The organism is Tenebrionibacter intestinalis (genome assembly GCF_016632365.1).
Lineage (GTDB): Bacteria > Pseudomonadota > Gammaproteobacteria > Enterobacterales > Enterobacteriaceae > Tenebrionibacter > Tenebrionibacter intestinalis.
This window is the reverse complement of record NZ_JAEPBH010000001.1, coordinates 134,287-158,696: the sequence shown is the minus strand read 5'-3', so window position 1 is coordinate 158,696 and position 24,410 is coordinate 134,287. Positions and strand designations below refer to the sequence as shown.

The window sequence follows — 24,410 nt, the reverse complement described above, 5'->3', positions numbered from 1 at the left end:
AAAATAGGGTTAAGAAGGACTAATCCAGCCCGAGGCTGCTGCGCAAAATATGCAGACGTTCATCATTGCCGTCACGGGCAGCCTGTTGCAGAGATTTGGTGGGTGCGTGAATAAGCCGGTTGGTCAGTTTCCACGCCAGCTCCTGGAGTACGGTTTGCGCATCAGCGCCTTGTTGCAGCGAGGCCATTGCCTTCGCCGTCAGCTCGTCGCGCGCGGCTTCCGCTTTGCCCCGATACTCGCGAATGCTCTGCGCGGCGTTCCGCGCGCGCAGCCAGGCCATAAATTCGCCGGTTTCCTGGGCAACGATTGTCTCCGCCTGCACGGCCGCCGCCTGGCGTTGCGCCATATTGTGCTGGATAATAGCCTGCAAATCGTCCACGCCGTACAAATAAGCATTGGCAAGCTTGCCCACTTCCGGCTCAATATCGCGCGGGACGGCAATATCCACCAATAGCATCGGCTGGTTGCGACGCGCTTTTAACGCCCGCTCAACCATGCCTTTGCCAATAATCGGCAGCGGGCTGGCGGTGGAGCTAATAATGATATCGGCCTGCGGCAGGCGAGCGTCAATATCCGGCAGGCCTATTTCTTCCGCGCCGACTTCGGCGGCAAGCAACCTGCCACGTTCGCGAGTACGGTTGGCAATAATCATCTTACGCACCTGATGCTCACGCAGATGTCGCGCCGCCAGTTCAATGGTTTCGCCAGCGCCAACCAGCAAAACGGTCACCTCAGAGAGCGATTCAAAGATTTGCCGCGCCAGCGTGCAGGCGGCAAAAGCTACGGAGACAGCGCTGGCGCCGATATCCGTTTCGGTACGTACTCGCTTCGCTACGGAAAATGACTTCTGGAACATGCGTTCCAGCTCGCTGGCGCCGACGTGGCCGCGGGAAGAATCGGCAAAGGCCTTTTTCACCTGACCTAAAATCTGCGGTTCGCCCAGGATCATGGAATCCAGACCGCTGGCAACACGCATCAGATGGCTGACCGCTTCGTTATCCTGAAGCCAGTAGAGGCTATGGCGCACTTGCGCCTCATCCAGCTTGTGGTAATCACATAGCCAGCGAATCAGCGCGTCGTGCGGGTTTTCCTGCTGCTCCACGCTCAGATAAAGCTCCGTACGGTTACAGGTGGAAAGCACCACGCCGCCCTGTACCATCGGCTGCGCCAACAGGCTGTCCAGCGCCCGGTCAAGCGTATCCGGCGAGAACGTCACGCGTTCGCGCAGCGATACGGGGGCTGTTTTGTGGTTGATTCCCAGAGCTAACAGAGTCATGTGTGCGGGAGTAATACCGGTCTTGATAAGGATTTCTGTACGCATAATACAGGATGCGCACTGCCAATAAAAGAGAACGCCCTTTTACGCCGCAATAGCTGTCCATGCCGACTTACAAATTATGGTGAACTTCATCCCTGACGCACCGTGTCATACACCCGGCGGCAAAATAATTATATACACACTCAATTCCTGATGCTCTATATTCGTAACACTGTATTTACGCCTACAACTTTGTCGGTTCTCAAGGATTTATCGCGCTATGACGATATTCAGCCCCGTTCGACTGCTGCCGCTGGCAAGCCTGATGCTTGCCGCTTGTATGACGCATCCGCCTGAAGGCCCCGGTAAAAGTCCCGATTCGCCGCAGTGGAAACAACACGTTACGCAGGTTAACGAATTAAGCCAGTATCAAACCCGTGGCGCTTTTGCCTACCTTTCTGACAGCCAGAAAGTTTACGCGCGCTTCTTCTGGCAACAGACCGGCCAGGATCGCTATCGCCTGCTGCTCACCAATCCGCTTGGCAGCACTGAGCTATCGCTCACCGCCGGGCCTGGCGGCGCTGAACTCATTGATAATAAAGGCCAACGCTATCAGGCGCAGGACGCCGAGGAAATGCTGCAACGCCTGACCGGGATGCCCATTCCGCTTGAAAGCCTGCGTCAGTGGATCCTCGGCCTGCCGGGGGATGCCGCCGACTACACGCTGGATGATAAATTCCGCCTTCGCGAACTGAGCTACAAACGCGGCGGCAAAACCTGGAAAGTGGTGTATAGCGGCTACACCCGCACAGAGCCGGCGTTTCCCGTCAATATGGAACTGAGCGACGGCGAACAGCGCATTAAGCTAAAAATGGATAACTGGATAGTGAAATGACGGCGACGCGCTGGCCCTCTCCGGCCAAACTGAACCTTTTTTTATACATCACCGGCCGCCGCCCCGACGGTTACCACAATTTGCAAACGCTATTCCAGTTTCTGGATTACGGGGATACGGTTATTCTCGCTGCGCGCCGCGACGGGCGCATTCGCCTGCTAACGCCGGTAGACGGCGTGCCGGATGAGCAAAACCTGATTATGCGCGCCGCACGCCTGCTGATAAACGAAGCGCGGCGGCTGGGCAAAGCTGCGCCGGGCGCGGATCTTGCGGTGGAAAAATGCCTGCCGATGGGCGGCGGGCTGGGCGGCGGTTCATCAAATGCGGCAACGACGCTCGTTGCGCTAAATCAGCTCTGGGGATGCGGTATCGATATCGAACGCCTGGCTGCGCTAGGGCTGGAGCTGGGCGCCGATGTGCCGGTCTTCGTTCGCGGCCATGCGGCATTCGCGCAAGGCGTGGGCGAACGCCTGACGCCGGTCAATCCGCCGGAAAAATGGTATCTGGTGCTGCACCCTGGGGTGAGCATCCCAACGCCGCTTATCTTCCAGGACCCCGAGTTAGTACGCAATACCCCCGCGCGGTCAATTGAAACGTTGATGAAGTGTGAATTCCGCAATGATTGTGAAGTTATCGCAAGAAAACGTTTTCGTGAGGTTGATGCTCTGCTTTCCTGGCTGTTAGAATACGCGCCGTCGCGCCTGACCGGCACAGGAGCTTGCGTGTTTGCTGAATTTGACACCGAATCCGCTGCCCGCCAGGTGCTAAAGCAAGCCCCGGAGTGGACGCAGGGTTTTGTGGCGCGAGGCGCCAATCTCTCTGCGCTGCACAAAGCCATCTCCGGGCAAGCCGGGTATTGGTGACAGGGTCACCTTGTTTCAGACGCTGCATCGTGCTCGTAAACTACACCGCCCGGATGGCGGACGCCCCATCCGTAACCGCCATCCACCACTGGACGCATGCCTGAGGTTCAACTCGTGCCTGATATGAAGCTTTTTGCTGGTAACGCCACCCCGGAACTGGCTCAACGTATTGCCAACCGCCTGTATACTTCACTTGGAGACGCCGCTGTCGGACGCTTCAGCGACGGCGAAGTAAGCGTACAGATTAACGAAAACGTTCGCGGTGGTGATATTTTCATCATCCAGTCAACCTGCGCGCCCACAAACGATAATCTGATGGAACTGGTGGTCATGGTTGATGCCCTGCGCCGCGCTTCCGCAGGCCGTATCACCGCCGTTATCCCCTACTTTGGCTATGCCCGTCAGGATCGTCGCGTGCGTTCCGCCCGCGTACCGATCACTGCAAAGGTGGTTGCCGATTTTCTGTCAAGCGTCGGCGTTGACCGCGTCCTGACTGTTGATTTGCACGCTGAACAGATCCAGGGGTTCTTTGACGTTCCGGTTGATAATGTATTCGGCAGCCCGATTCTGCTTGAGGACATGCTGCAACAGAATTTGGAAAACCCGATCGTCGTTTCTCCGGATATTGGCGGCGTTGTACGCGCCCGTGCAGTGGCGAAACTGCTCAACGATACCGAGATGGCCATTATTGACAAGCGTCGCCCGCGCGCGAACGTTTCTCAGGTCATGCACATCATCGGTGACGTTGCCGGCCGCGACTGCGTGCTGGTCGATGATATGATCGACACCGGCGGCACGCTATGTAAAGCCGCAGAAGCGCTGAAAGAACGCGGCGCCAAGCGCGTATTTGCCTATGCGACTCACCCCATCTTTTCCGGCAACGCAGTGACTAACCTGCGTAACTCCGTTATTGATGAAGTCGTCGTTTGCGATACCATCCCGCTTTCTGATGACATCAAAGCGCTACCGAACGTGCGTACCCTGACGCTGTCTGGCATGCTGGCTGAGGCGATTCGCCGCATCAGCAACGAAGAATCTATTTCCGCTATGTTTGATTAACCCGCAAGTTCGCGGCAGCGGGTTTGGGGCGTTCGGACGGCGCCCACAAAAAACGGCCTCCCGGAGGCCGTTTTTTTATAGCATTTATTTAACTATGGTGGGGGCCTTGCTGGCGTTTGCAGCGCTTATCGTAGTTACGCAGCCACCAGTACCTGTCAGCAATTTTCTCCTGGCCGCTGATACGTGCGCCAATTAACCAAAACAGCGCGCCAATAAAAATACCAAACACGGCTGCGTTAGCAAGTAGCTGCGGCATATTTAATTGCGGAAGCTGATTGAGAACTGCTGTCCCAATGCCGCCTACCATTACAACCAACCCCAGCCCCATCAGTACATTACCAAGCAACGAGGCATTTTTTCGCTTCATCTGTCACCTCCGGATCTTCGGGTCGGCAAGGGGATATCCCCTCTCCTTGTGTGGCAAGTATAGGCATACAGATTGTTCTTCATTGCGGTAACGATCACATTCAGGAACATTCAAAAGACATTACTTTACAATTAACCTACTGAATACATAACACTTGCAATAATCTGACATTGTGATTATTTCCGTACGTTACCGCTATAAACCTGCGCTTTGTCAACGGTGTCCGGCCACAGTAAACTACGTGCCGAAAACTTTTTTCTAGGACTGTGAATGTGACAATAAAATTGATTGTCGGCCTCGCCAATCCCGGCGCGGAATACGCCGCCACTCGCCATAATGCCGGGGCATGGTATGTGGATTTGCTGGCTGAGCGACACGGCCAGCCGCTAAAAGACGAAGCGAAATTTTTTGGCCATACCGCCCGTATCAACCTCGCAGGTGAAGATGTGCGACTGCTGGTGCCTGGCACCTTTATGAACCTGAGCGGCAAAGCCGTGGCGGCGATGGCGACCTTTTTTCGCATCGCGCCGGATGAAATCCTGGTCGCGCACGATGAGCTGGATCTGGCGCCTGGCGTGGCGAAATTCAAACTCGGCGGCGGACACGGCGGCCATAACGGTCTAAAAGACATCATCAGCAAACTGGGCAATAACCCTAATTTTCACCGCTTACGTGTGGGAATTGGCCATCCCGGCGATAAAAACAAAGTTGTCGGTTTTGTGCTCGGCAAACCTCCTGCCAGCGAGCAGAAGCTTATCGACGAAGCCATAGACGAAGCGGCGCGCTGCACCGAGGTATGGCTGAAAGAGGGGCTGGCCAAAGCAACCAGCCGCCTGCATACCTTCAAAGCGCAATAGCGGCCTGTACAGGCGATTTCCCTGCCCCACAGGCGGGGTTTACGTGTATAATGCGCAAAGTTAACTCTTTTTATCATCAGGCAGGCTTAAGCCCCTGATGTCAGGTAATTTAAGGTGATAAACCATGGGTTTCAAATGCGGTATCGTCGGCTTGCCGAACGTCGGTAAATCCACGCTGTTCAATGCGCTGACTAAAGCAGGTATCGAGGCGGCCAACTTCCCGTTCTGTACTATTGAGCCAAACACCGGCGTAGTCCCCATGCCTGACCCGCGTCTTGACAAACTTGCCGGGATCGTTAATCCGCAGCGCGTGCTGCCGACTACGATGGAATTTGTCGATATCGCAGGGCTGGTAAAAGGCGCATCAAAAGGCGAAGGTCTGGGTAACCAGTTCCTGACCAATATCCGCGAAACCGAAGCTATCGGTCACGTGGTACGCTGTTTTGAGAACGACAATATCATCCACGTCTCTGGCCGCGTAAACCCGGCAGAAGACATTGATGTTATCAACACCGAGCTTGCGCTGGCGGATCTCGATACCTGCGAGCGCGCTATCCATCGTATTCAGAAAAAAGCCAAGGGCGGCGATAAAGACGCCAAAGCAGAGCTGGAAGTGCTGGAAAAATGCCTGCCGCACCTGGAACAAGCGGGAATGCTGCGCGCGCTCGATCTGTCTAAAGAAGAAAAAGCGCTGATCCGCTATCTGAGTTTTCTGACGCTGAAGCCAACGATGTATATCGCTAACGTCAACGAAGACGGTTTTGAGAACAACCCCTACCTGGATCAGGTTCGCGAAATTGCGGCCTGCGAAGGCTCCGTGGTCGTGCCGGTATGCGCCAGCGTTGAGTCCGATATCGCCGAACTGGATGATGAAGAACGCGACGAGTTTATGCAGGAGCTGGGTATTGAAGAACCGGGCCTGAACCGCGTTATCCGCGCCGGTTATACTTTGCTAAACCTGCAAACCTATTTCACCGCAGGCGTAAAAGAGGTGCGTGCCTGGACCATTCCGGTGGGCGCCACCGCTCCGCAGGCTGCCGGTAAAATTCACACCGATTTTGAAAAAGGCTTTATCCGCGCCCAGACCATCGCTTATGAAGATTTTATCGCCTTCAAAGGCGAACAGGGTGCGAAGGAAGCCGGAAAAATGCGCGCGGAAGGTAAAGATTACATCGTAAAAGATGGCGATGTGATGAATTTCCTGTTCAACGTCTAATAAAACGCGTTGTCTCATGGGGGTTCAGCAAACCTCATGAAAGCCGAAAAACGCTCTAAAATCCACGCACTTGCGTGGATTCAGATTGTTGACAAAGAAGGAAAAAACGGGGTTTTTCCTTCTTTGTGGTAAGCAGGCGAAAATCAATGCATTGATTTTCCTTATTTTTTATTGTATTTCGTCCATCCTGTCTGCGACAGGATGGGGTTTGTCAGCAGTCTCGGATTTTTATTTCATGTCGTCTCATTTAATTTCGCTTTAGCGCAGCAGCGGTTTTCAAAGCGCCGGAGCGCCACCGCCTGTCCGGTTTCAGTATGCTCACATTACCGGTATGGCTGCGTTGTATTGCAGGTATGGATTGCTATCAGGCGCAGTGCTGTTGAATGCGCTCAATACTGCTGCGGATCGCATCTGCAATATCTGCCTCCCTCCATGAAGCCAGCGCGGAGGAGAACGGCTCGAAGGCGTAAAGCCCTTTATAGCCACGTGACTCAAGCGCCTTGATCTGCCCGAGGGTATCTAACCGATCGCCGGAGGTGAGCATAACCCGATCGTCATCTGTGAGCGTCTCCAGCGGCCCGGGAGCTTCCACCCCGGAAAGATGCACCAGACCAATCATTGTGATGTCAACACTGTTAATTTCGCTCGCCGCCGCGGGATACAGCGCGTGGTGGAACGTATCGATAAGTAGTTTAAAAGGTACGCCAGCTTCACGGATTAAAGCCTGGGCGAGCGCCGGCGATCGCAGCGAGCTTTGTGGAAAGCCCAGCGGTTCAACTAACCCCTGAATGCCGTAGCGATCAAACATTGCTGACAGCGTTTGCAGCGCCGTCACGACGCTCTGATCGTCAATAGCCGTTCCGTCGTTAAGCGGGCATAGCACAACCGCCCCGGCGCCCACCTGCTGCGCCTCCTTCAGAAGCGAATCCGTCAGGGCGCATACCGCCGGCGTGGGTTGGTTAAAGGGGTAGACGGCATTGATGGTGACAATATCTATGTTGTATTGCTCAGCAAGATAACGCACCTGCTGATGGCTCAAATCATCGGTCACTTTGCCGCCTGGCATATCATTGCGCAGCTCAACCTTATTAAGACCAACGCGATTTACCAGTTTAAAAAATGCGGGAATATCCAGCCCCGGGGCGATTTTACGGTTAACGCAGAAGCGATTTAATGCAATTTCCATCGTGTCCTCCGGACAATAACGAAATGAAGAAGCCAATATATTTTTATACAAAACATTTATTTCATATATAAGCCATATTCTAAACCAGACTTAATTGATCGACTTCGCAAAAAAAGTATTAAATTTCGCTGCCCTGGCCTGACACTCACCCGTAACGTACGTTAAGCATTTGAACAGAAAGCTAATAGCAGGTCGCTTTGTCAGTGGACGAGGACGAGGCATAAATGCGAGCGCGCTCACTAAAATAAAATTTCATACAAACATTTATTGAAATATTCATTTCATTTATACAGGATAGTCACTGCCACTTCTTCGCGAGCCTTACGGCTCCGGCATTGATCCCACCTCCAGACGACGAGGCTAAGTATGAATATCACAGGAAACTTTATCGGCGGGAAAGTCTGTATCAGCAGCAGCCACCACACACAGGCCGTCTATGATCCGGCAACGGGCAAAGCTGTGCGTGAGGTGACGCAATCCACATCCGACGAGGTCTCGGCTGCGATTCAGGTCGCGCATGAGGCCTTTACCGGTTGGGCAAACACAACGCCGCTGCGCCGCGCCCGCGTGCTGTTTAACTTTAAAATGTTGCTCGAAAAGCACTCGGAAGAGCTGGCGGCCATTATCGTGAGCGAGCATGGCAAAGTCTGGTCAGACGCGCTGGGCGAGCTGACCCGCGGCACGGAAGTAGTGGAGTTTGCCTGTGGCATTACGCATCTTATTAAAGGGGAATACTCTTCGGATGTCGGTACCGGCGTCGATAGTTTCTCGCTGATGCAACCGCTTGGGGTGGTCGCGGGGATCACGCCGTTTAATTTTCCCGCAATGGTGCCTATGTGGATGTTCCCGATTGCGCTCGCTTGCGGCAACAGTTTTGTGCTCAAGCCCCCTGCCCTGGCCCCGACTACGGCGGTGCGACTTGCGCAACTGTTGAAAGAGGCCGGACTGCCGGATGGTGTGTTCAACGTAATACACTGCGGTAACGACGAGGCCGAACAGCTCTACACCGATCCGCGCATTGCGGCGGTCAGCTTTGTCGGGTCTTCCAACGTAGCAGAACATATCTATAAAACCGCCAGCGCTTACGGCAAACGCGTACAGGCATTCGGTGCGGCTAAAAACCACGCCATTGTCATGCCGGATGCCGACATCGATGCAACGGTAAATGCCATTATGGGAGGCGCATTCGGTTCGGCGGGCGAACGCTGCATGGCGTTGCCTGTGGTGGTCGCGGTAGGCGACGAAACAGCCGACAAGCTCATTGCGCGTCTTACACCCCGCGTTGAAGCGCTGCGTATAGGCCCTGGCTGTATGCGCCAGTCAGAAGAGAATGAAATGGGCCCTCTGGTGTCCGACGCGCACCAGAAAAAAGTGCTGAGCTACATCGAAAAAGGAATTAACGAAGGCGCGAAACTTGTGGTTGATGGACGCCGGTTTACTCTACCCGGCTACGAAGCCGGCTACTACGTTGGCGGCACGCTGTTTGATAACGTCACGCCGGAGATGGTTATCTGGCGTGAGGAGATTTTCGGTCCGGTACTGGGCATTGTTCGCGCGCCGGACTACCCCAGCGCGCTTGCACTGATTAACAGCCATGAGTTTGGCAACGGCAGCGCGATTTTCACCAGCAGCGGCCATGCGGCACGCGAATTTGTACACGATGTGCAGGCTGGCATGGTAGGCGTAAACGTGCCGGTGCCAGTGCCGATGGCGTTCCATAGTTTCGGCGGCTGGAAGCGCTCCGTTTTCGGAGCGTTAAACGTCCATGGTCCGGATGGCGTGCGTTTCTATACCCGCATGAAAACGGCTACTGTGCGCTGGCCGCAGGGGCAACAGACGGTTTCTGAATTCAGTATGCCAACGTTAGGTTAATGAATTTTTCAGGAGGAGCGATGTCGTTACTGGTAAAGGCGCAGCGCAGTAAGCGTCAGTTACAGCACATCACGCCGCAAAACGCCGGCTGGCGCTATATTGGGTTTGATGTGTGGATGTTGAAAAAAGGCGAAACGTTAGACTTTGACAGCGGCGAGCGGGAGTTCTGCTTAGTTCTGGTAGCAGGGCTTGCATCGGTAAAAACCCGCACGGCGGACTTCCCGGGGCTGGGCGGCCGCATGTCGCCGTTTGAGCGCACGCCGCCGTGGTCAGTTTACATTCCGCCGGGCGAAACCGTCAGCGTGACGGCGGATGCCGATTTGGAGCTGGCGCTATGTAGTGCGCCGGGCTGCGGCGATCTGCCCGCACGGGTAATTACGCCCGGGGAGGTTAATGTCGAGCATCGCGGTAAAGGGCGTAATCAGCGAACAGTGCATAATATTCTGCCGGATACTCAGCCGGCGAATTCGCTGCTGGTGGTGGAGGTTTACACCGACGAAGGCGCCACCAGTTCATGGCCTGCGCACAAGCATGACACGAGCCTGCCGGGCAAAGAGACGCAGCTTGAAGAGACCTATTACCACCGCTTCGATCCGCCGCAGGGCTTCGCCTTTCAGCGTGTCTATACCGACGACCGCAGCCTGGACGTCTGTATGGCGCCTTACAATCAGGATGTGGTGATGGTCCCGCGGGGTTATCATCCGGTGGCGGCGATAGCCGGCTACAACAGCTATTACCTTAATGTGATGGCCGGGCCGGATCGCAAATGGCTGTTTAGCTGGGAAGCGGATCACGCCTGGATCAACAGCGAGGGCTATCCGCGTCCTTAGGCGTGTTTGCAAACGGCCCTGTCGGGCCGTTTTTTTTTATTATGCATAAGCGCTACTGCGCCGCTTTTGTATTGCCAAGCGCCAGTGAGACGGCAAGGGTCTGAGCCAGGCAGAGCGAGGCGACCTGCGAGCGAAAGCCGTCCACCTGCGCCTCGCGCACCACAAAGCAAACATCGCTGAACGCGGCAAGCGGGCTGACCTGGCTGTCGGTGATAGCAATCTGCCGCGCTTTACGCTGGGCGCCCAACTGTACCAGTTCTACCACTTCGCGCGAATATGGCGAGAAGCTGACCGCCACCACCAGATCGTTCTCTCCTACCAGACTGAGTTGTTCAGTAAACATGCCGCCCAGCCCATCAATAAGAAAAGCTTTACGATCGAGATGACGCAGCGCGTAAGTTAAATATGAGGCAACACTGAACGAACGACGCAGGCCAATGACATAGATATTTTCCGCCTCCTCCAGCAGTGAAACGGCCCTCTCCAGGTCATCCGGCGGGATCTGCACCGCCAGTTGCTGCAGCGCCTGGGCGTTAACCAGCGTAAACATGCTGAGGATTTCACCCGGCGTTTCAGGCGCGCTGGCCTCTTCACTGGCGGTCTGGCGGAACAGGCGAGCCCGTTCGGTATAGTTAGCCGTCTCCTCCATCAGATGCTGTCTGAACATCTGTTTCATTTCGTTAAAACCACTAAAACCAAAGGCGTTGGCAAAACGAATCAGCGTTGAAGGCGGTACATCCGCCTGTTTGGCGATTGAGGCGACGGTATCGAACGCCACACTGTTGCTGTTGTCCAGAATATAGCGCGCCACCTGTTTCAGGCGCTTGCTGAGTTCATCATAACGGCGACGAATATCATCTTGCAGAATCGAGAGCTGGGTTGGATTATTTGCCATGTATTGAACCTGAAAAGGGGAAAAAAAAGAAAGCGATAACAGTGTATCAAATGAATTGAATTTTTCATTTTCCAGAATGAAATAAGTGATTCATTCCATATGGCAGGCAGAAACAGGATGGCCAGGCCACCCTGCATGTAGATTAGCGGCGAGCTTCGCGCCAAAAGTTAATCAGGGTGAGATAATTCATCTTCACCTCATTGATGAGCGCCTCGTCATCAAGCTCCCCCTGCATCCAACGGCGCGAAGGTTGCCCAAAAATGGTACGCCCCACTGCAAAACCTTTGATGACAGGATGCATCGCAGCTTCGGCAAAGCCCTCCCGCAACTGCGCATTCGGGGCGTCAAGGCCAAGCAGAAGAATGCCGCGACACCAGGGATCTTCCTGCGCAATCAGCTCGCCAATGCTCTGCCAGTGCTCGCTTGCCAGGGGCGGCAGCTTCCACCAGTCCGGTTTGATCCCAAGCCGGTAAAAATGAGCCAGCATCGCATAATAATGCCGCTGATCTCTTACCGGCCCATGCTCTGGCTGAATCACCTCCAGCAGCAGCTCATGGCCCGACTGCTTACAGGCTTGCCACACCTCTGACAACAACGCGTCCTGCTGCTCCCGCAACGCTGCCGGATCGTGCGGATGATAAAAGACCAGACATTTAACCACATGTTCAAGCGGCCAGCTCGCCAGTTGCGAACCGATGTCGCCATGCTCCAGGCGGAGCGGTAGCGAACCGGGGAGCTCAATCGGGCGGCCAATCCACCATCCCTGACCGGTAATGGCATTGAGCGCGCGCTGACCATAGGTGCTGTCCACCAGCACGCCGCTGCGGCCCTCCAGTCCCGCCTCTTTCGCCGCTTCTTTCGCGGCCTGTAACAGTAACGCTTTAAGCGCGGGAATGTGTGATTCATCACAGCCCGTTTCACGCGCCAGCTCCGCTAATTGTTTACGGTGATCGAAAGCGAAGATACACAGTTCCGGCCATGCCTGACGGCGTGACGTGACACGATGAAGATGGTTTAAACGTTCGTCGAGATCCGGGCGCGGCACTGACGCTGCGCGACGCAAATAATCATCCAGCTCGGTGCGGGTCGGCATGGCCGGGGCGCAGCCGTGCCGCGACACGACCAGCGCGCCGCAGGCATTGGCATAACGGCAGGCCTGCTCCCAACCCTCATCGTTCAGCCAGCCGCGTAACAGGCCGGACATAAACGCGTCGCCTGCCCCCAGCACATTCAAAACCTCAACACGCACGCCCTGATGAAGCTTAATGTCCTCCCAGCTATCCGGTACTTCACCCTCCACTACAACGCAGCCGATCGGGCCGCGTTTGCACACCAGCGCGGCGCCGGTGGCATTACGCACATTTCTCAGCGCCGTCAGGGTGTCGGTACTTCCGCCGGCGATGTGAAACTCTTCCTCTGTACCCACAACCAAATCGAACAGGTGCAAAACCTCCTGAAGCTGGCGCGTCACCTGCTCCGATTCAACGTAGCGCGTTTCACCATCACCGGGGGAGGTAAGCCCCCACAGCACCGGGCGGTAGTCGATATCCAGCGCGGTACGCAGCCCATGACGTCGCGCATAATCCAGCGCTTTTAACACTGCGGCGCGCGTATTGGGGTGAGAAAGGTGTGTCCCGGTCACCGCGACGGCGCGGGCGGAGGCGATATAATCCTCGTTAATGTCATCAGGCGTGAGCGCCATATCCGCGCAGCGCTCCCGGTAGAAAATCAGCGGAAACGTCTCCTGGTCCTTAATGCCGAGCATGACCAGCGCCGTCAGACGTTGTTTATCGGTGATCAAATAGTCGGTGTCCACGCCGACCCGCTGGAGCGTTTCACGCAAAAAACGTCCGTTATGTTCATCGCCCACACGAGCCAGCATCGCAGATTTCAGTCCCTGAATTGCGGTGCCAAAGGCCACGTTGCCCGAGGAACCGCCCAGATATTTGGCGAAACTGGATACATCTTCGAGTCTGGCGCCGATCTGCCTGGCATAAAGATCTACGGCAATCCGACCAATACAAATTATATCGAGCCGCTTAATTGGTGCATTCATCGCTACAGTTTCCTTTTACATACCTGCTTCACGTGAGGGCTGGTAAATCGACAGCGCACCCGCAAGCAGTCTGAGGGTGAACGGTTTAACGCAGTATGAGAAATAAATATTTCATTTACAAATTTATATGAAATTTAAAAACCAAAAATGTGAAGGCTATTCCAATCTACTTTCATCAAAATGCTGTAGCGTCATCTGTATTTTAAACGCCTGCTCAGCAGGCGGGATGAAAAGAAAAACAGAGCGCTTACAGGCCTGTCAAACGCGGATATGCCGCAGATTTTAATCATTTCGCGATACTTGCCACAAAAATAGCGGCATGATGAAACAGAGTATGATTGTCCTCACAAAATGAAATATTTCAACTGTATTTTTATTTTATGGAAAATATGTTTGCTTATAATCCAGACGGATTCCAGCGGGCGCGATGGGTTAATAAAGCGTATTCAGTGCGCGCCTGAATGACATTGGCTGATACAAGGAAAAGAAAGATGGGCAAGCAGAGACTGACAATGGCGCAGGCGCTGGTGAAGTTTCTTGATAACCAGTATCTGGAAGTGGATGCCGAAACCGTTAAATTCGTCAAAGGCATTTTCGCCATTTTCGGACATGGTAACGTACTGGGGCTCGGCCAGGCGCTTGAGCAGAACAGCGGCGAATTGCGCCTCTACCAGGGGCGTAATGAACAGGGCATGGCACACGTTGCCACTGGTTTTGCTCGTCAATCTTTACGCAGGCAGATCCTCGCCTGCACTTCTTCCGTCGGCCCCGGCGCCGCCAATATGATCACCGCAGCAGCCACCGCCACAGCGAACCGCATCCCTTTATTGCTGCTGCCCGGCGACGTGTTCGCCACCCGTCAGCCCGATCCGGTTCTGCAACAGGTTGAACAGAGCTACGATTTGAGCATTAGCACCAACGATGCCTTTCGCGCCGTCAGCAAATACTGGGATCGCATTACACGGCCGGAACAGCTTATGAGCGCCTGCATTAACGCAATGCGGGTTCTGACCGACCCTGCCGAAACGGGCGCGGTCACGCTGGCGCTACCGCAGGATGTTCAGGGTGAAGCGTGGGACTACCCGGACGCCTTCTTTGCCAGACGCGTCCACCGTCTCGACCGCCGTCCCCCCTCGGCGTCGCAATTAAATGATGCGGTTACTGCCCTATTAGCAAGCCGCAAGCCGCTCATTATATGCGGCGGCGGCGTCAAATACTCCGCTGCCGGCGAAGCGCTCGCGCAGTTTGCCGAACATTATCGCATCCCCTTTGCCGAAACCCAGGCCGGAAAAGGCACCCTGCTCTCTTCACACCCTTTTAATGTTGGCGGTGTAGGCGAAACCGGCTGTCTGGCGGCGAATATACTGGCAAAAGAGGCCGATCTGGTGATCGGCATTGGCACCCGTTTTACCGATTTTACGACCTCGTCGAAATGGATTTTCCAGCACCCGACGGTGCGCTTTCTCAATATCAATGTCAGCAACTTCGATGCATGGAAACTCGACGGCATTGCGCTGTTGTCAGATGCTCGCGAAGCACTGACCGCGCTGAACGCAGCGCTCAGCGATAAAGGCTGGCAGGCAGGCTGGGATGACCAGATAGTCTGCGTGCAAAATCGCCAGATGAAGGAAACGCAGCGGGTTTATCAGGCCACATGGCAGGAAAACGCATTTATTCCCGAGATAGATGACCATCTGGACAGGGAATCGGTGTATCGCGAATTTCGTCAACTGACTGACTCGACCCTGACCCAGAGCAGCGTTCTGGGCCTGCTCAACGAACAACTGCCGCAGGAGGCGGCGATCGTCGCTGCCGCGGGCAGCTTGCCAGGCGATTTGCAACGCGTATGGCGTACCCGCGCGGCTAACGCTTACCACGTTGAGTACGGTTACTCCTGCATGGGCTACGAGGTGAATGCCGCGCTGGGGGTCAAACTTGCCGAACCGCAACGCGAGGTATATGCGCTGGTGGGCGACGGCGCATTTATGATGCTCCATTCCGAGCTGGTGACCTCGTTGCAGGAGGGGGCGAAAATCAACGTGTTGCTGTTCGACAATATGGCTAACGGGTGCATTAACAACCTGCAAATGGAGCACGGCATGGAGAGTTATGGCACTGAATTTCGCTACCGTTCGCCGGAAAACGGGCAGTTACAAGGCGGCCTGGTGCCGGTGGATTTTGCTGCCATCGCTGCCGGTTATGGCTGCAAAACCTGGCGCGTCACTACGCTTGACGAGCTCAGGCATGCGCTGGCTGCCTCGCAGCAAGCGACCGTAAGTACCCTTATTGACATCAAAGTCCTGCCAAAAACCATGGCGCATAAATATGGTAGCTGGTGGAACGTAGGCGTCGCACAACATGCGCTATCCGCGCGTATCCAGCGGGTTGCACAGCAAATTAATGAAAAACGCGCCCAGGCGCGATCTTACTGAGCCCGGGCGATGCCAACACATTTTACCTCAACCCTGATATTCCGGAGATTATTACTATGTCGCTTAAATTAGGCGTGATTGGCGCAGGCGCTATCGGCAAAGAACATATCCGTCGCTGCACCCAAGTCTTGCAGGGCGCGAGCGTTGTCGCCGTGTCCGATATCAATCTGGATAATGCCCGGGCGGCAGTCAACGCATCTGGACTACAAGCTGAAGTTTATGCCAACGGTCAGGATGTGATTAACGCCCCCGATGTCGACGCGCTGATTATTACTTCCTGGGATCCGACTCATGAAGCCTTTGCCCTGGCGGCTATCGAGGCGGGTAAACCCGTATTTTGCGAAAAACCGCTGGCGATGACCGCCGAAGGCTGTCGCCGCGTGGTAGACGCAGAGATGAAAGCGGGTCGCCGTCTGGTACAGGTTGGCTTTATGCGTCCATACGATGAAGGCTATCAGGCGCTGAAAAGCGTTATCGACAGCGGTGAAATTGGCTCCCCGTTAATGCTGCACTGCGCGCACCGCAATCCGGAAGTTGGGGACAATTACACGACCGATATGGCAATCACCAGCACGCTTATCCACGAGCTGGATGTGCTGCGCTGGCTGCTCAACGATGATTATCGTTCCGTACAGGTTCGCTTCCCGCGCGCCACATCGCACACCCATGCACAGCTTAAAGATCCGCAAATTGTGATGCTGGAAACCCGTAAAGGCATCCTTATTGACGTTGAGATCTTCGTTAACTGCCGCTATGGCTATGACATTCAGTGCGAAGTGGTCGGCGAAGAGGGGATTGCGCGCCTGCCAGAGCCCTCGTCCGTGCAGACGCGTCAAACCGCGAAACTCTCCACGACCATCCTGACGGACTGGAAAGATCGCTTTATTAAAGCCTACGACGTAGAGCTTCAGGCCTTTATTCGCGATGTACAGGCAGGCGAGCTGCGCGGCCCGTCGGCATGGGACGGCTATGCCGCGTCAGTAGCGGCGGATGCCTGCCTTAAGGCGCAGGAGAGCGGCGCGCAGGAACCCATCAATATGCCGGAACGTCCAGCTTTTTACCTGCGCTAAGCGCGGCTTCGCGCGCATGAATCCAAAGGAGATTTACCATGAAAATCGCTTTTGACGTCGATGTTATCAAGGATCTCGGCATTACCCGCATGGTCCACCAGGTCGCTGACTGGGGTTATAAGTACATCGAACAGTCGCCGCATCCGCAAATTAACCCTTTCTATAAACATCCGAAAGCGGGCCGCGAAGTGATAGCGGAGTATAAAAAAGCGCTGCGCGAAACCGGCACTGAGATTTCCTCGTTTATTTGTGTTTATCGCTGGTCTGGCCCGGATGAACTGCGTCGCCAGGCAGCCGTGAAAAACTGGAGGCGGCTCATCGAAATTATGCTGGAAATGGACGTACAGGTCATCAATACCGAACTTTCAGGCGATCCAAACCAGCCAGAGATTTGTGAAGAGATGTTCTACCGCTCTATGGAAGATCTGCTGCCGGTTTTTGAGCGCGAGGGGATCCGCGTGGAGATCCAGGCGCACCCCTGGGATTTCTGCGAGGAGAACAACGAAACCGTCGATATCGTTAAGTCGTTTCGCAGCGACAATGTTAAATACGTTTATAGCGTTCCGCATACCTTTTTCTATGACAAAGGCAAAGGCGAAGTAGAAAACATGCTGCGTTATGCAGGCGACGAACTTTCGCATGTGCTCATCGCCGACACAATGAATCACACCAGGCATTGTCGCTACATTGTTAATCCGCCTGGAGTGGATGCCGCCATTCATCAACACGTTGGGGTGGGCGAAGGCGACGTGGACTTCCCTGCGCTGTTCAGCACTCTTCGCAAGATGAACTTCGCCCGCCAGACATTTAAGGTGGGCGGCGAACCTATCGTGGCCGCATCGCTGTTTGGCTATCCGGAGAAGATGCAGTATCAGGCGGTGGAAACCCGTGAACGAATTGAACGCGAACTGCTCGACTACTGAGCCGAAGCCCCTTTTTGACTACAGAGGCGTGTTATGAATAAGCAACATGTCAGGCTGGCCATCGCACCGATTGGCTGGACCAACGATGATATGCCGGAACTTGGCAGCGAAAATACTTTTCAGCAAACCATCAGCGAGATGGCGCTGGCGGGTTTCACCGGCAGCGAAGTCGGCAGCAAATATCCCCGTGAACCTGAAATTCTCAAACCGATGCTGGCAATCCGCGGTATCGAAATTTGCAATGCCTGGTTCAGCACCTTTTTTGCAGCGGGAGAGCGGGAAAAAACCTTAGACAGCTTTGTCAACCATATGAATTTCCTGCACGCGATGGGCGCAAAGGTCATCGGCTGTTCAGAACAGAGCGGCAGCATACAGTGCACAGCCCTGCCGGTTATGGGGCCAGATAAGCCCTGTTTTAGCGAGGAAGCGTGGGCGCGCGTGGCCGAAGGTTATAACACGCTGGGATATCTCGCCGCTGAAAAAGGGATGCAGGTCTGTTTGCATCATCATATGGGCACCGGCATCCAGACTGCTGCGGAAATCGATAAGTTTATGTCACTGGTGGATGATTGCGTATTTCTGTTGTTCGATACCGGTCATGCGTGGTATTGCGAAGGGAGCGAAGCATCGATGCTGGCCATTCTGGAAAAGCATATCCAGCGCGTAAATCACGTTCATCTGAAGGATGTTCGCCCGCAGGTGATTGCCAGGGTCAAACGTGAGGGGCTTTCTTTCCTGGCGGGCGTCAGGCAAGGGACATTTACCGTACCCGGGGATGGGGCTATCGATTTTAATCCCGTTTTTAAGTTGCTGGACAACGCCGGGTACCGTGGCTGGATGGTGGTTGAGGCTGAGCAAGACCCTGCGCTTGCCAACCCTTTCGAATATGCGGTTAAAGCACGTCGTTATTTACGGGAAACCGCCGGGATCTGATCCCTCACCGAAGCAGGCAGACGATGCAAACGCATCGTCTGCCTTTGCGCCCGGCCCACTGCATATCACCCAGCGTAAAATGAAAATAATTTTTCATTATCTTTTGATTTGATAATGGAAATATTTCAAACGCTTACCCTGTCTGTTTTTCACCCACGCCACGACACCATTAAATTATTTTAAAATTCAATGAATTAATTTAATAACTTCTTCCGGGATTCCGTCGGCAAGAATATGCTCATCGCTTCCAGGTGATTATTATCACAAAAAAATAACAAAATCTGACACAGCACCCAAAACTTAAATTCCATTATTTATTTAAATGAAATTTTCGATCTAAATTAAACAAGGTGAATATAACACCATCAGAGCCCGGCGCTGCTGTAGAGCGCCGCCTCTTTTCCCTGAACGGCAAGTTACTGGAGTCTTTTATGACTAAAGAACAATATCTCACCCTTAACAGAGCATCAGGGCCAAACAGCAATGCGCCGACATCGCCGTTTGTTAAAGTGATTGCGCTGATTGCCACACTCGGCGGGCTGCTTTTTGGTTACGACACGGGCGTCATTTCCGGCGCGCTGCTGTTTATGGGTAACGAACTGCATCTCACTCCGCTGACGACCGGTCTTATTACCAGCTCTCTGCTTTTTGGCGCGGCCTTCGGCGCGTTGCTGTCCGGGCATATGGCAAACGCTGCGGGACGAAAGAAAATCATCATTTATCTCGCGGTCATTTTTGCTATCGGCGCGGCAGGCACGTCGATGGCGCCTGACGTAGCGTGGATGATTTTCTTTCGTCTGGTGCTTGGCGTAGCAGTCGGCGGCGCGGCAGCCACGGTTCCGGTCTACATCGCTGAAATCGCGCCTGCCCATAAACGCGGCCAGTTAGTCACCCTGCAGGAACTCATGATTGTGACGGGACAATTACTGGCCTACATCTCCAATGCCACGTTTCATGAACTTTGGGGGGGCGAGTCAACCTGGCGCTGGATGCTGGCAGTGGCGACGCTGCCTGCCGTGCTGCTGTGGTTCGGTATGATGTTTATGCCAGATAGCCCGCGCTGGTACGCCATGAAGGGCCGCCTTGCTCAAGCGCGCCAGGTGCTGGAGCGTACCCGTCGTCCGGAGGATGTCGACTGGGAGTTAATGGAAATTGAAGAGACACTGCAAGAGCAGCGATCCCAGGGCGCGCCGCGCCTGCACGAGCTCCTCACGCCGTGGCTGTTTAAGCTTTTCCTGATTGGCATCGGCATTGCGGTTATCCAGCAGATGACTGGCGTCAACACCATTATGTATTACGCGCCGACGGTACTGACTGCCGTTGGCATGTCTGACAACAGCGCGCTGTTCGCCACTGTCGCCAACGGGGCGGTTTCGGTACTGATGACCTTTGTCGGAATTTGGATGTTGGGCAAAATTGGTCGCCGCACGATGACAATGCTTGGCCAGTTCGGCTGTACGGCCTGCCTGGTATTCATTGGCGTCATCAGTTATATACTGCCGGAAACCATCAATGGTCAGCCGGACCCCCTGCGGGGATATATGGTACTGGCAGGAATGTTGATGTTTCTCTGCTTCCAGCAGGGCGCGTTGTCGCCTGTAACCTGGTTGCTGCTCTCGGAGATTTTCCCTACCCGCCTGCGTGGTATTTTCATGGGGGGCGCGGTGTTCGCCATGTGGATAGCCAACTTTCTTATCTCGTTTTTCTTCCCGATCCTGCTTGCATGGGTAGGACTCTCCGGCACTTTCTTCATTTTTGCCGCAGTCGGGCTGGCAGGGGCGACTTTCGTAATCAAATGCGTGCCTGAGACGCGCCATCGCAGCCTTGAACAGATAGAGCACTATCTGCATGACTGGCTGAATAACAGCCCTGAGGGGCCGCATCGCGCCCAAAAACGCAAGGCCTACGGCAACGAAATTAACAAAGCGAGGCTATAACAGACGACCAGGCTTGAGACGGCTGACAAACCCCATCCTGTCGCAGACAGGAGAGATGAAACTCAATAAAAAACCAGGGGAAATCAATGCATTGATTTTCACCTGCTTACCCCAAAGAAGGAAAAAACGGGGGTTTTTCCTTCTTTGTCAACAATCTGAGCTGTCACATGGCAGCTTTTATTGCAGGGCGGCCATTATTGCCTTCCCCTTCTCCACCTGCGTTCATTTCAACCACGCATTTTGTGATATGATGAAAAAGCGAGAATTTTTCCTCTTTCTTCCAGTTCAAACGGTACTTCATGAGCGCTTTTAACCACTCGTCAGATAATCCCCGACAAACCATTGGCAACAGTTTGGGTCGCCGCCCGCTGGCGCGCAAAAAGCTGTCAGAGATAGTGGAAGAAGAGCTGGAGCAGATGATTCGCCGTCGCGAGTTTGGCGAGAGAGGGCAACTTCCGTCTGAGCGTGAGCTGATGGCATTTTTTAATGTTGGCCGCCCGTCAGTGCGTGAAGCGCTGGCCGCATTGAAACGTAAGGGTCTGGTACAAATCAACAACGGCGAGCGCGCGCGCGTCTCACGCCCGTCGGCGGACACCATCATCAGCGAACTTTCCGGGATGGCGAAGGACTTCCTCTCTCATCCCGATGGTATTGCCCACTTCGAACAGCTACGTCTCTTTTTTGAATCAAGCCTGGTACGCTATGCCGCCGAACATGCTACCGATGAACAGGTAGCGTTGCTGGGCAAAGCGCTGGAGATAAACCGCCAGTCTCTGGATAACAACGCGCAATTTATTCGCTCAGACGTCGATTTTCATCGCGTGCTGGCGGAGATCCCCGGCAATCCAATCTTTATGGCTATCCACGTCGCACTGCTTGACTGGTTAATCGCCGCACGCCCGAAAGTCTCAGAACACGCGCTTTATCATCATAATAACGTCAGCTATCAGGAACATATCGCCATTGTTGACGCCATCCGCGCCCGCGACCCGGACGAGGCCGACCGCGCGCTACAAACCCACCTTAATAGCGTTTCCGCCACCTGGCATGCCTTAGGCAAAGCGCAAAAATCCCCTAAGTAATCCACATATCGCGATCGGTTTAGTGAAGCCGATCGCACAATAAGCTTTCTGCATGAGGGCGCTTTAAAAACAATCTGGTATAACAGGTATAAAGGTACATAGTTATTCCAATTAAACCGCACGATGAGGTAGGTATGGCTGATAATTTACGTGGCGTGATGCCCGCGCTTCTCACCCCTTTCGACGCACAGCAGAAAATTGACCCGGCAAGCCTGCGTAAACTGGTGCGCTTCAATATTGAACAAGGCGTTGACGGGATATACGTCGGCGGCTCTACCGGGGAAGCCTTTGTTCAGAATCTGGCCGAGCGCGAAGCGGTGCTTGAAATTGTGGCTGAAGAAGCGCAAGGAAAAATAACGCTGATTGCGCACGTCGGTTGCGTCAGCACGGCGGAAAGCCAACATCTGGCGGCGGCGGCAAAACGCTACGGCTTTAACGCAGTCTCTGCGCTAACGCCGTTTTACTATCCGTTCAGCTTTGAAGAACATTGCGAGCACTATCGCGCCATTATCGATTCAGCGGATGGATTGCCTATGGTGGTTTATAACATTCCTGCATTGAGCGGCGTAAAACTAACGCTGGATCAGATAAACACACTGGTCACGCTGCCCGGCGTCGCGGCGCTAAAACAAACCTCGGGCGATCTTTATCAGATGGAACAGATTCGCCGGGCGCATCCTGACCTGGTGCTGTACAACGGATACGATGAGATTTTCGCCTCCGGCCTGCTGGCAGGCGCAGATGGCGGGATCGGCAGTACCTACAACATTATGGGCTGGCGCTACAAAGAGATCGCGCAGGCCCTGAAAGCGGGAGATGTCGCGAAGGCGCAACAGTTGCAGCGTGAATGTAACACGGTTATCGACCTGTTAATCAGAGTCGGCGTGTTCCGCGGCCTGAAAACCGTTCTTCACTACATGGGCGTGATCTGCGGGCCGCTGTGCCGTAAACCGTTCGCGCCGGTGGACGAAAAATTTCTGCCGGAGTTGAAAACGCTGGCGCAGCGGCTATTGCGCCAGCGCGGCTAATTCTCGCCCGATGGCGCTAACGCCAGGCCTGCCGCGCCTGACGCACAGGCAGGCCTGGCGGCTATCCGGCAACAACGATGACCACTTCTATCAAAGCGCGTGGGCACGGCCCACTGCGGGAGCTCACTATGAGTAAACCAACCCAGAATATCCCGTGGTACCGCCATCTCAACCGGGCGCAGTGGCGGGCATTTTCCGCTGCCTGGCTGGGGTATTTGCTTGATGGTTTTGATTTTGTCTTAATCGCCCTGGTGCTTACTGAAATACAGGGTGAGTTCGGTTTAAACACGGTGCAGGCGGCAAGCCTTATCTCCGCTGCGTTTATCTCTCGCTGGTTTGGCGGCCTGATGCTCGGCGCAATGGCCGACCGCTACGGCCGCCGCCTGGCGATGGTCGCCAGCATTATCCTTTTTTCAACAGGGACGCTCGCCTGCGGTTTTGCGCCCGGCTACACCTCTTTGTTTATCGCCCGTCTGGTTATTGGCATGGGCATGGCAGGAGAATACGGATCCAGCGCCACTTATGTTATTGAAAGCTGGCCGAAAAAATTGCGCAACAAAGCCAGCGGCTTTCTGATTTCCGGCTTCTCCGTCGGCGCAGTGGTCGCCGCGCAGGTCTATAGTCTTGTCGTGCCCGTATGGGGCTGGCGCGCGCTCTTTTTCATCGGCATTGTCCCGATTATCTTTGCTCTCTGGCTGCGTAAAAATATTCCGGAGGCGGAAGACTGGCAAGAGAAGCATGAAGGCAAAGCGCCGGTGCGTACAATGGTCGATATACTTTATCGCGGTCAGTACCGGGTGATGAATATCATCATGACCTTTGCCGCGGGCGCATCGCTATGGTATTGCTTTGCCGCCCAGGCGCGTATTGCCGGGCTGGTGGCGCTGCTGGGGCTGGCTTGCGCCTTTATCTTTATCAGCTTTATGGTACAAACCAGCGCTAAACGCTGGCCAACCGGCGTCATGCTGATGGTGGTAGTACTCTTCGCCTTTCTCTACTCCTGGCCTATCCAGGCGCTGCTGCCTACCTATCTGAAAACTGAACTGGCCTACGGCCCGCATACCGTTGCCAGCGTGCTGTTCTTCAGCGGCTTCGGCGCAGCGGTGGGCTGCTGCGTTGGCGGTTTTCTCGGCGACTGGCTGGGTACCCGTAAAGCCTATGTCTGGAGTCTGCTGGCCTCACAGTTGCTGATCGTTCCTGTGTTTATGATTGGCGGGGCAAACGTCTGGGTGCTGGGCCTGTTGCTCTTCTTTCAACAGATGCTGGGGCAAGGCATTTCAGGGATTTTACCAAAACTTATCGGCGGTTATTTCGATACGGATCAGCGCGCAGCAGGGCTGGGCTTCACTTACAACGTCGGCGCATTAGGCGGCGCGCTGGCGCCAGTCCTCGGCGCGTTAATAGCCCAGCGCCTGGATTTAGGTACTGCGCTGGGCACGCTTTCTTTTAGCCTGACTTTTGTGGTGATTATTCTGATCGGCCTCGATATGCCGACGCGCGTCCAGCGCTGGATCCGCCCGCAGGCAATGCGCACCCACGATGCCATCGACGGTAAGCCATTCAGTGGCGCGACGCCATTTCGCAACGGCGCAACCCGGTTAGTAAAACCCACGAAAACCGGCAAGCGCCGGGCGATTCCCTGAGGATGTGA

The 24,410-nt window shown here is 54.6% G+C and carries 21 protein-coding genes; 16 read left to right on the top strand and 5 right to left on the bottom strand.

Translation table 11 applies throughout. From position 1 onward, the window contains the following. Positions 1-19: 19 nt before the first annotated feature. Complete coding sequence (gene hemA, locus JJB97_RS00755; RefSeq protein ID WP_238711936.1) at positions 20-1,276, bottom strand: glutamyl-tRNA reductase; 1,257 nt, start codon at positions 1,274-1,276, stop codon at positions 20-22. Between the two features lie 262 nt (positions 1,277-1,538). Here hemA and lolB point away from each other — a divergent pair, with 262 nt between their 5' ends. The 3 genes from lolB (at position 1,539) to prs (ending at position 4,075) form a co-directional block, all read left to right on the top strand. Then, positions 1,539-2,153, top strand: coding sequence for a lipoprotein insertase outer membrane protein LolB (gene lolB / locus JJB97_RS00750; protein WP_238711882.1), 615 nt, complete (start codon positions 1,539-1,541; stop codon positions 2,151-2,153). Continuing rightward, positions 2,150-3,016 carry a 4-(cytidine 5'-diphospho)-2-C-methyl-D-erythritol kinase gene (ispE, locus tag JJB97_RS00745; RefSeq protein ID WP_238711880.1) on the top strand — a complete coding sequence of 289 codons (867 nt, stop codon included), beginning with the start codon at positions 2,150-2,152 and terminating at the stop codon, positions 3,014-3,016. The genes lolB and ispE overlap by 4 nt, the downstream gene beginning before the upstream one ends. A 114-nt stretch (positions 3,017-3,130) precedes the next feature. Next, positions 3,131-4,075, top strand: a complete 945-nt coding sequence (prs, locus tag JJB97_RS00740) for a ribose-phosphate diphosphokinase (protein ID WP_238711879.1) — start codon at positions 3,131-3,133, stop codon at positions 4,073-4,075. 88 nt (positions 4,076-4,163) lie between these two features. Here the strand turns inward: prs and ychH are convergent, their stop codons facing one another. Beyond that, positions 4,164-4,442: a stress-induced protein YchH gene (gene ychH, locus JJB97_RS00735; RefSeq protein ID WP_238711877.1), complete on the bottom strand. Its 279-nt coding sequence runs from the start codon at positions 4,440-4,442 to the stop codon at positions 4,164-4,166. 272 nt (positions 4,443-4,714) lie between these two features. Between ychH and pth the strand changes: the two genes are divergently transcribed. Together pth and ychF are read left to right on the top strand one after the other, a co-directional pair. Beyond that, the gene (pth, locus tag JJB97_RS00730; RefSeq protein WP_238711875.1) at positions 4,715-5,299 is read left to right on the top strand and encodes an aminoacyl-tRNA hydrolase; all 585 of its coding nucleotides are present in this window, start codon (positions 4,715-4,717) and stop codon (positions 5,297-5,299) included. A gap of 124 nt (positions 5,300-5,423) precedes the next feature. Then, a complete protein-coding gene (ychF, locus tag JJB97_RS00725) occupies positions 5,424-6,515 on the top strand; it encodes a redox-regulated ATPase YchF (protein WP_238711873.1) in 1,092 nt (363 codons plus the stop codon). A gap of 364 nt (positions 6,516-6,879) precedes the next feature. Here ychF and JJB97_RS00720 read toward each other — a convergent pair whose 3' ends face one another. Then, entirely contained in the window at positions 6,880-7,701 is an 822-nt protein-coding gene (locus JJB97_RS00720; protein WP_238711872.1) for a TIM barrel protein, read from the bottom strand. Positions 7,702-8,067: 366 nt separating this feature from the next. Between JJB97_RS00720 and JJB97_RS00715 the strand changes: the two genes are divergently transcribed. Continuing rightward, entirely contained in the window at positions 8,068-9,573 is a 1,506-nt protein-coding gene (locus JJB97_RS00715) for a CoA-acylating methylmalonate-semialdehyde dehydrogenase (protein WP_238711870.1), read from the top strand. A gap of 20 nt (positions 9,574-9,593) precedes the next feature. Then, positions 9,594-10,403: a 5-deoxy-glucuronate isomerase gene (gene iolB / locus JJB97_RS00710; RefSeq protein ID WP_238711869.1), complete on the top strand. Its 810-nt coding sequence runs from the start codon at positions 9,594-9,596 to the stop codon at positions 10,401-10,403. Between the two features lie 52 nt (positions 10,404-10,455). Here the strand turns inward: iolB and JJB97_RS00705 are convergent, their stop codons facing one another. Both JJB97_RS00705 and JJB97_RS00700 read right to left on the bottom strand, forming a co-directional pair. Next, on the bottom strand, positions 10,456-11,298 hold the full coding sequence (locus JJB97_RS00705; protein WP_238711867.1) for a MurR/RpiR family transcriptional regulator: 843 nt from the start codon (positions 11,296-11,298) through the stop codon (positions 10,456-10,458). Between the two features lie 142 nt (positions 11,299-11,440). Next, positions 11,441-13,354, bottom strand: a complete 1,914-nt coding sequence (locus JJB97_RS00700) for a bifunctional 5-dehydro-2-deoxygluconokinase/5-dehydro-2-deoxyphosphogluconate aldolase (RefSeq protein WP_238711866.1) — start codon at positions 13,352-13,354, stop codon at positions 11,441-11,443. Positions 13,355-13,845: 491 nt separating this feature from the next. On the opposite strand from JJB97_RS00700, the gene iolD reads away from it, so the two are divergent. From iolD to JJB97_RS00655, 9 genes are all read left to right on the top strand, one after another. Beyond that, entirely contained in the window at positions 13,846-15,786 is a 1,941-nt protein-coding gene (gene iolD, locus JJB97_RS00695) for a 3D-(3,5/4)-trihydroxycyclohexane-1,2-dione acylhydrolase (decyclizing) (protein WP_238711865.1), read from the top strand. A 56-nt stretch (positions 15,787-15,842) separates the two neighbouring features. Then, positions 15,843-16,856: a Gfo/Idh/MocA family protein gene (locus JJB97_RS00690; protein WP_238711863.1), complete on the top strand. Its 1,014-nt coding sequence runs from the start codon at positions 15,843-15,845 to the stop codon at positions 16,854-16,856. Between the two features lie 38 nt (positions 16,857-16,894). After that, positions 16,895-17,779, top strand: coding sequence for a sugar phosphate isomerase/epimerase family protein (locus tag JJB97_RS00685; protein WP_238711861.1), 885 nt, complete (start codon positions 16,895-16,897; stop codon positions 17,777-17,779). Between the two features lie 33 nt (positions 17,780-17,812). Continuing rightward, positions 17,813-18,712, top strand: a complete 900-nt coding sequence (iolE, locus tag JJB97_RS00680; RefSeq protein ID WP_238711860.1) for a myo-inosose-2 dehydratase — start codon at positions 17,813-17,815, stop codon at positions 18,710-18,712. Positions 18,713-19,143: 431 nt separating this feature from the next. Next, entirely contained in the window at positions 19,144-20,649 is a 1,506-nt protein-coding gene (locus tag JJB97_RS00675; RefSeq protein WP_238711859.1) for a sugar porter family MFS transporter, read from the top strand. A 55-nt stretch (positions 20,650-20,704) separates the two neighbouring features. Then, on the top strand, positions 20,705-20,962 hold the full coding sequence (locus JJB97_RS00670) for a hypothetical protein (RefSeq protein ID WP_238711857.1): 258 nt from the start codon (positions 20,705-20,707) through the stop codon (positions 20,960-20,962). Continuing rightward, positions 20,949-21,731, top strand: a complete 783-nt coding sequence (gene nanR, locus JJB97_RS00665; protein WP_238711856.1) for a transcriptional regulator NanR — start codon at positions 20,949-20,951, stop codon at positions 21,729-21,731. Before JJB97_RS00670 ends, nanR begins: the two co-directional genes overlap by 14 nt. A gap of 134 nt (positions 21,732-21,865) precedes the next feature. Then, positions 21,866-22,759 carry an N-acetylneuraminate lyase gene (nanA, locus tag JJB97_RS00660; protein WP_238711855.1) on the top strand — a complete coding sequence of 298 codons (894 nt, stop codon included), beginning with the start codon at positions 21,866-21,868 and terminating at the stop codon, positions 22,757-22,759. 128 nt (positions 22,760-22,887) lie between these two features. Further along, on the top strand, positions 22,888-24,402 hold the full coding sequence (locus JJB97_RS00655) for an MFS transporter (RefSeq protein ID WP_238711853.1): 1,515 nt from the start codon (positions 22,888-22,890) through the stop codon (positions 24,400-24,402). The last annotated feature ends 8 nt before the right edge of the window (positions 24,403-24,410 follow it).